This window comes from Propioniciclava sp., from assembly GCF_029977985.1.
Lineage (GTDB): Bacteria > Actinomycetota > Actinomycetes > Propionibacteriales > Propionibacteriaceae > Propioniciclava.
The window spans coordinates 1-7,309 of sequence record NZ_JARKOT010000140.1 but is presented as its reverse complement, the minus strand read 5'-3'; the positions used below and the strand labels follow the sequence as shown (position 1 = coordinate 7,309).

The following is a 7,309-nucleotide window of genomic DNA, read 5'->3' as shown; positions in this document are numbered from 1 at the left end:
CCAGGTGGCGTGGAACTACATGGTGGAGCGTGGGGTGCAGCCCGAGATCGCCAGCGGCGACCTGGAGATCCTCGAGGCGGCACGCCCGGACTTCATCGCCATCAACTACTACGCCACCCAGACGGTGGGCGCGTCGCGGGGCGATGCGTCCGACCTCGCCGCCCGCAAGGGCGACCAGCAGATCGTTCGCGGTGAGGTCGGCCTGTACCGAGCGCACAAGAACGAGCACCTGCAGACCAACGCGTTCGGGTGGGAGATCGATCCGGTCGGCGTCCGCACGACCCTGCGTCGCCTCTGGGACCGCTACCGCCTGCCGCTGATCATCACCGAGAACGGCATCGGGGCGTTCGAGAAGCTGGGTGAGGACGGGGCCGTCCACGACGACTACCGCATCGACTACTACCGGCGGCACATCGAACAGCTCCAGCTGGCCATCACCGACGGGGTCGAGTTGTTCGGCTACTGCCCCTGGTCGGCCATCGACCTGGTGTCCACCCACTCGGGGGCGGCGAAGCGTTACGGTTTCATCTACGTGAACCGCGAGGAGTTCGACCTGCTCGACCTGCGGCGGGTCAAGAAGGACAGCTTCGGCTGGTATCGCAAGGTCATCGACAGCTCGGGCGCCGACCTGGCCTGACCGTCACCCCGCGCGGGCGGCCATCTACGGCCGCCCGCGCGGCGACGCGTGCGAAGGGGGGACACCATGAGGCACAAGCGCACGCTGAGCAACAACGCCGTCATCGCCATCGACGACGCCGGCAACGAGATCGTGGCCCTCGGCCGCGGCATCGGGCACGGGCGGCGCCCCGGCGATGAGCTGGACGCCGCACGCGTCGAGCAGATCTTCGTGGCCGGTGGCGACGCCGCCCGCAACCAGCTGGCCTCGTTCCTGGCCGACGTGCCGCTCGACGTGGTGCGGGTGGCCGCGCGGATCGCCCATCTCGCCCACGAGCGCCTCGGGTTGGCCGTCACCCAGGGCCTCATCCTGCCGCTGGCCGACCACCTCGCCTTCGCGGTGCGCCGCAAGGCCGAAGGGCTCCGCCTCGAACTGCCGTTGGCGTGGGAGGTGGCCCAGCTCTACCCCGCGGAACTGGCCGTGGGTCGGGACGCCGTGGCTCTGGCCAGCCGCGAGCTTCACGTCGAGTTGGACGCGGAGGAGGCAACCGCGTTCGCGATGCACTTCGTGAACAGCCAGTTCGCGGCGCCGGGCATGACGGCGGCCATGAAGATGACCGAGACGATCGCCCGGATCTTCGAGGTGGTGGGGCGCGCCACCGGCATCACCATCGATCCGAACGCCATGAGCACGGCCCGCTTCGTCACGCACCTGCGGTACCTGTTCGTCCGGGTCGCGCAGGGCACGCAGATCGCCGACCCCCACCCCACGCTGGCGGACGCGATCGCCAACGCGCACCCGGAGGCCATGGCCTGTGCCGAGAAGATCGCCTACCTGATCGGAATGGACACCGACACAACCTTGGGCCGCGACGAAGTGGCCTATCTGGCCCTCCATGTGGCTCGCCTGGTGTGGGCGGCGCGGGAGGTCACGCCGCCCGCATGAGGACGGCCCTACCCGGCCCATGCGGCGCCCAAGGCGAGCCCCGACGCGGCGGCGAGGAGGCTGGTCACGACCATGGCCAGGGCCAGGGCGATCGCGGCCTTCGCTCGGTCGGCGCGCACGAGGCGCACGAGCTCGACGCTGGCGGTGCTGAACGTCGTGAAGCCGCCGAGGAACCCGACGCCGAGCACGTGCCGCACGTCGGGGTGGACCGCGCCCGCCCACCCCGTCAGCGCCCCGAGCAGGAACGAGCCGATCACGTTGATCGTCAGCGTCGCCACGGGCAGCCGGGTGTGGAAGCGTCCCGTGATGAGGGTGTCCACCACGTAGCGCGCCCCGGCGCCGAGGCCGCCCGCGAGCGCCACGAGCAGGCTGATCACGGCTGCCCCCGGGTGCCGAGTTGCCCGACCAGCGCGCCGAGCATCGTCCCGGCGAACGCTGCCGCGAACCCCGCCACGAGCGACGCCGCGTCGTAGCCCAGCGCCACGAACCCGTGCCCGCCGCCCACGAGCGACACCGACTCCACCATGAAGGACGAGTAGGTCGTGTAGCCGCCCACCACACCCGTCCCGACCCCGAGGCGCGCCGCACGGCGCGCGCCTTCGTCGGGTCCCGAGGCCGACAGCGCCGTCAACAGCAGGCCGAGCAGGAACGCCCCCGAGACGTTGATGGCGAACGTCGTCCACGGCCAGCCACCGGGCGTCGCCGGGAACATGTGGCCCAGTTGGTCGCGCAGCGTCGTGCCGGCCATGCCGCCGAGCACGACCCAGCCCACGAGCGCCGGACGCAACGTGGCGGGCCAACCCCGCGCTGAGGCCGGGATGGGGGCGGGTGGGGGCGTCATGACAAGGGGGTCTTCCAGTCCACGACCGCCAGCGGCACGAGCAGCACCGGGCGGTGCTGGTGATGGGCGAGGTGCTGCCCGACGGCTCCTTCGAGCAGTTCGTGGAGCCCCGGGCCGCGGCCGGTCTTCGTCCCGACGACGATCGCGGCTGCGTCGACGAGGCGAGCGAGGTGGGTGAGGGCCCGGTCGGGGCGGCCGGCGAGGTACCGGAACTCCCAAGGCACTCCCGAGGAACCCATGAGATCGGCCAGCCGGGCTCGCAGGGCCCCCTCGCGGTCGCGCCACGAGTCATCGGCCGCGTCGGGGCTCAGGTCCTCGTGCTGCACCGTGCCGTCTGCCAGTTCTCGCACCAAGAGGCGCGTCGGGTCCGCGTACGCGAACCACACCGGCACCCCCAGCGCGGACGCCCACGCCGCCGCCGTCCGGACCACCAGTTCCGGCTGATCCGGTGTCACCCCGACGACGATCGGATGCCCGGCGAAGGGGGTCATCCGTGACGGGTCGGGTTGGGGCACTGCCCGCGGGCGTCCGTGTGGGTTCGTCACCGGGATCACGCTACTCGCGTCCGGATCGGCGACGGCAGCGGGTCTCGACGTTTTCGATCGGGACCGGCCCGAGGCACGAGTCAGTGAGACGGTGGCGCCGTGGTGCCCCGGACGCGGAGTTCGGTGGGGACGACCACGCGCTCGGGCGTGCGGGGACGGCCGGCGATCTGCTCCAGGACGAGGCGGACGAGTTCGGCGCCGATGAGGTGGAAGTCCTGGCGGACCGAGGTGAGGGGCGGGTGCAGGTAGGCGCTGACCGTGAGGTCGTCGAAGCCGACGATGGACACGTCGTTCGGCACGTTGCGCCCGGCCTCTCCCAGTGCCCGCAACAGCCCGATCGCCATCTCGTCGTTGGCGCAGAAGACGGCGGTCACCGCGGGGTCCGCGGCGATCCGGCGGCCGACCTCGTAGCCCGACTGCGAACTCCAGTCCCCGCGCCACGGCGGCGGCGCGACGACCCCCGCCTGCTCCAGGCTGCGGCGCCAGGCGGCCGCGCGCACGTTCGCCGGGTCGGAGTCCTCCGGGCCGGCCAGGTGGTGCACCACACGGTGCCCGAGATCGAGCAGGTGCCGCACCGCGTCCGCGCTGCCCTGCACGTGGTCGGACCCGACCGCGGGGTAGTGACCGACGAGCCGCGAGTCCGACACGGCCACGGCCAGCCCCGCGGGCAACGCCAGATCCTCCGGTGACGCCTGTTCGGCACGGATGATGACCAGCCCGTCGATGGCCTGAGACGACAACCGGTGCGCCGCAGACTCCCAGCCGGCGGCCTCGGGGGAGTGGACATTGACGATGGTGACGGCGTAGTCCTCGGCCTCGGCCGCCTCGAGGACGGCCGCGGTCGTCAGCGCCTCGCCGGTGCGCTCGAACCGGTGTGCCACCAGCCCGAGGGTCCGGAACGCCCCGTTGCGCAGCGCCCGCGCGGCGCGGTTGGGGGAGTAACCCAGTTGGCCCATCGCGGCGAGCACCGCTTCCCGTGTGGCCGGCCGCACGTTGGCCGCCCCCGTCGACACCCGCGACACCGTCTGCGCCGACACGCCGGCCAGCCGGGCGACGTCCTCGATCGACGGCCCGGTTCGGCGGCGACCGCCAGGACGCGAGGGCATGGCAACAATTTATCCTCGCCATGGTGACGTCGCCAAGACCCCAACCGTCACCAATTCGTGACCCTTCCTTGCCTGCCGATGCCGCTGCGGCGGATTGACAACCGCCCAGTCGAGGCGAACAATGTTTACGTAAACATGAGCTCGACGAAGAGCCGATGCCCGCGCTCTCGATCGGCGAGGAGGCCTTCGAGCTCGACGGTGCACCCTTCCGGATCATCTCCGGGGCCCTGCACTACTTCCGTGTCCACCCGGGTCTGTGGCGCGACCGCATGGAGAAGGCCAGGGCGCTCGGCCTCAACACGCTCGAGACCTACGTGGCCTGGAACTTCCACTCGCGCCGTCCGGGCGAGTTCGATCTCACCCGCTGGCGCGACCTCGGCGCCTTCCTCGACCTGGCCGCCGAACTCGGCCTCCACACCATTGTCCGGCCGGGCCCCTACATCTGCGCCGAGTGGCGCAATGCCGGCCTGCCGACGTGGCTCACGTCCCGGCCCGGCATCCGCGTGCGCACCAGCGACCCGATCTACCTGCGGGGCGTCGCCGAGTTCTACGCGCACGTGCTCCCCCTGGTCGCGGGACGCCAGATCACGCGGGGCGGCAACGTGCTCATGGTGCAGGTCGAGAACGAGTACGGCGCCTACGGCGACGACAAGGCCTACCTCCGCACGTTGGTCGATCTCGTCCGGGCCGAGGGGATCGACGTGCCCCTCATGACGTGCGACCAGGCCAACGACGAGCACCTCAGCCGCGGCAGCCTGCCCGAGCTGTTCACGGCCGGAACGTTCGGGTCGCGCTCGCTGGAGCGGCTCGAGACGCTCCGCCGTTACCAGCCCACGGGGCCGCTCATGTGCGCCGAGTACTGGAACGGCTGGTTTGACAGTTGGGGTCAGCACCATCACACGACCACCTTCGACGAGGCGGCACGCGACCTCGACGATCTCCTCGGCACCGGCGCGTCGGTGAACCTGTACATGCTGCACGGGGGCACGAACTTCGGGCTCATGAACGGCGCCAACGACAAAGGCGTCTACGTGCCCATCACCACCTCCTACGACTACGACGCCCCCCTCCGCGAAGACGGCAGCCCCGGCCCCAAGTTCGCCGCCTTCCGCGACGTCATCGCCCGGCATGCCGCCATCGCGGATGCCGCACCGCTCCCCTTCACCGCCGCCCCGGCCTTCACCGTGCCGCTCCACCGAGGCCCGGCCTGGACGGGCGCCTCGGACGGCCCCGGCATCCGGTTCGACCACCTGCCGAACGGGGACGAGGTGGACGCCGAGGCGTTCTTCTGGCGCTACGCCACCGACGTGGGCCCCGACGCGGGCGCCTTAGCGTTCGGGGAGGTGCGCGACCACGCGCTCTGCTTCCTCGACGGCGTGAACATCGGCACCCTGTACCGCCACCACCGCGAGCGCACGCTCCGGCTCCCCGAGGGGACGGGCGGGCGGCTCGAGATCCTCGTGGCCGACCTGGGGCGCGTCAACTACGGCTCCCGCCTCGGCGAGTCGAAAGGTCTCATCGGCCCCGCGACAAGCAGGGACGCCGACCTCACCGACTGGCAGGCGCACGGCGTCGACCTCGATCGAGCGCTCGACCTGGCTCGCAACGCCGATACCGAACCCCTGGACCCGCGGCGTCCGATCGGGGGCCCGGTGCTGCTCAGGGCGACGTTCGAGGCGTCCGGTGCCGCCGACCTCTTCCTCGCCACCGGCGGCTGGGGCCGCGGCGTCGTGTGGATCAACGGCTTCCTGCTGGGCCGGTACTGGTCGACCGGGCCCACGCGAACGCTCTACGTGCCTGCCCCCCTGCTGCGCGAAGGCGCGAACGAGCTCGTCGTCTGGGAGCTCGCCGGCGCCCCCGAACCCGAGGTCCGGTTCGTGTCGCACCCCGACCTCGGCCACACCGAACCCTAGGAGCCCCCATGAGCACCCTCACCCGACCACCCCAGGCGCGGCGCATCCCGCCCGTCGAGGGCCTGCGCAGGCCGAAGCGGAACTGGCGCGGCTGGATCTTCGTCGGGCCGTTCGCCGGCTTCTTCGTGTTCGTGTTCGTTGCACCGCTGGTCTACGCGATCTTCCTGTCGTTCCTGCAGCCGCGCATGGTGTGGGGTCGCTCGCAGGGCAACGAGTTCGTCGGTGCCGCCAACTACGTGGCCCTCTTCAACGACGCGAACTTCTGGACCGGCGTCGCCGGCGTCGCCCTATTCCTGCTCATCCAAGTGCCGTTCATGCTCGGCATCTCGATGTTCCTGGCGCTCGCCATCGACTCGGGCCGCCTGTGGGGCGCCAAGTTGTTCCGCGTGTCGGTCTTCCTGCCCTACGCGATCCCGGCCGTGGTCGCCACGCTCATGTGGGGCTTCCTGTACGGAACCCGCTACGGCGTCGTCGCGTCCGTGAACCGGGGGCTCGGCACGTCGCTCGACTTCTTCTCGCCCGACCGCATCTGGGTCGGCATCGGCAACATCGTCACCTGGGAGTTCATCGGGTACAACATGCTGATCTTCTACTCGGCCCTCAAGACCATCCCGCACTCGCTCTACGAGGCCGCCGCCATCGACGGCGCGGGGGAGTGGAACATCAGCCGCGCCATCAAGCTGCCCGCCATTCGCGGCTCCATGATGATCGCCGTCATCTTCTCCATCATCGGCACTTTCCAGCTCTTCAACGAGCCGAACGTGCTGCAGCAGATGTCGGGTAACACGATCACCACCTACTTCACGCCGAACTTCTACGCCTTCCACTGGCGTTCAACGCCCACAACCCCAACTACTCCGCCACGCTCGCCATCGTCATGGGCCTGATCACCGTCGTGGTGGCCTACGTCGTGCAGCTCTGGGGCGCGAAGGGAGGCGTCCGATGAGCCGGACGACTCGCGGCCGCGACGACCGGCGCGCCTACGACCACCGCAACCCGCGCAAGTCGATCACGTTGACGCTCGTCACGGCGCTGTTCGCGATCTACGCGCTCATGCCGCTCGTCTGGCTGGTCATCAGCTCGACGAAGACCCAGGCCGACTACGTGTCCACGTTCGGGTTCGCGTTCGGCAACGACTTCGCCCTGTTCGACAACATCGCCCAGACGTTCGCCTACCGCAACGGCATCTTCGGCCGGTGGTTCCTCAACACCCTCCTGTACGTCGTCATGGGCGCCATCGCGGTGCCGTCGACGGCGCTCACCGTGCCGCTGTTCCTCATGTTCAGCCAGTTGGGACTGGTCAACACGCCGTGGGCCGTCATCATCCCCAGCCTCATCACCCC

At 70.4% G+C, this 7,309-nt stretch carries 8 protein-coding genes and 1 pseudogene; 5 read left to right on the top strand and 4 right to left on the bottom strand.

Annotation, left to right across the window (positions count from 1 at the left end):
* Positions 1–637 (top strand): family 1 glycosylhydrolase (locus tag Q1K57_RS08975; protein ID WP_300081219.1); only part of this gene is annotated, 637 nt, incomplete at its 5' end.
* A gap of 66 nt (positions 638–703) precedes the next feature.
* A complete protein-coding gene (locus Q1K57_RS08970; protein ID WP_300081216.1) occupies positions 704–1,561 on the top strand; it encodes a PRD domain-containing protein in 858 nt (285 codons plus the stop codon).
* An 8-nt stretch (positions 1,562–1,569) separates the two neighbouring features.
* Here Q1K57_RS08970 and crcB read toward each other — a convergent pair whose 3' ends face one another.
* From crcB to Q1K57_RS08950, 4 genes are all read right to left on the bottom strand, one after another.
* Complete coding sequence (gene crcB / locus Q1K57_RS08965) at positions 1,570–1,938, bottom strand: fluoride efflux transporter CrcB (protein ID WP_300081213.1); 369 nt, start codon at positions 1,936–1,938, stop codon at positions 1,570–1,572.
* Complete coding sequence (locus Q1K57_RS08960; protein WP_300081210.1) at positions 1,935–2,402, bottom strand: CrcB family protein; 468 nt, start codon at positions 2,400–2,402, stop codon at positions 1,935–1,937. The genes crcB and Q1K57_RS08960 overlap by 4 nt, the downstream gene beginning before the upstream one ends.
* Complete coding sequence (locus tag Q1K57_RS08955) at positions 2,399–2,893, bottom strand: universal stress protein (protein ID WP_300081207.1); 495 nt, start codon at positions 2,891–2,893, stop codon at positions 2,399–2,401. Before Q1K57_RS08955 ends, Q1K57_RS08960 begins: the two co-directional genes overlap by 4 nt.
* A gap of 134 nt (positions 2,894–3,027) precedes the next feature.
* Positions 3,028–4,053 (bottom strand): LacI family DNA-binding transcriptional regulator, encoded by a 1,026-nt coding sequence (locus Q1K57_RS08950; RefSeq protein WP_300081204.1) that lies wholly within the window; start codon positions 4,051–4,053, stop codon positions 3,028–3,030.
* Between the two features lie 155 nt (positions 4,054–4,208).
* Between Q1K57_RS08950 and Q1K57_RS08945 the strand changes: the two genes are divergently transcribed.
* The 3 genes and pseudogenes from Q1K57_RS08945 to Q1K57_RS08935 all read left to right on the top strand — a co-directional run.
* Positions 4,209–5,966, top strand: a complete 1,758-nt coding sequence (locus Q1K57_RS08945) for a beta-galactosidase family protein (RefSeq protein WP_300081201.1) — start codon at positions 4,209–4,211, stop codon at positions 5,964–5,966.
* Between the two features lie 8 nt (positions 5,967–5,974).
* Complete coding sequence (locus Q1K57_RS08940; RefSeq protein ID WP_300081199.1) at positions 5,975–6,853, top strand: sugar ABC transporter permease; 879 nt, start codon at positions 5,975–5,977, stop codon at positions 6,851–6,853.
* 55 nt (positions 6,854–6,908) lie between these two features.
* Positions 6,909–7,309: pseudogene (locus Q1K57_RS08935) on the top strand (hypothetical protein); the annotation flags it as partial.